This window comes from Tolypothrix sp. VBCCA 56010 (assembly GCF_050875635.1).
In the GTDB taxonomy this organism is placed as follows: domain Bacteria; phylum Cyanobacteriota; class Cyanobacteriia; order Cyanobacteriales; family Nostocaceae; genus Hassallia.
Map to the genome: position 1 here is coordinate 1 of NZ_JBPAOH010000552.1, position 207 is coordinate 207.

General features: G+C 37.7%; 1 pseudogene. It reads right to left on the minus strand.

The annotated features are described in order from the left end of the window. Positions 1–207: pseudogene (locus AABK37_RS42325) on the minus strand (ISKra4 family transposase); the annotation flags it as partial.

Consider the following 207-nt stretch of genomic DNA (forward strand, 5'->3'; position numbering starts at 1 on the left):
CCAAGATTTCCCAGCGTTTTTGCTCTATACCAAAGTCTTGGACTAAATTCCAAACTCCTGGATGACCATCTCCCAAACAAACAAGTGGGTTGAGCAATTTTTGGCTGTTAACATAATCAATTAATGATTGATTATCGTCAAAAAAAGCACCATAGTATATGCCTTGCAACCTTACAGCTTTGTAATCTCTCCAGATACTACCTTCTT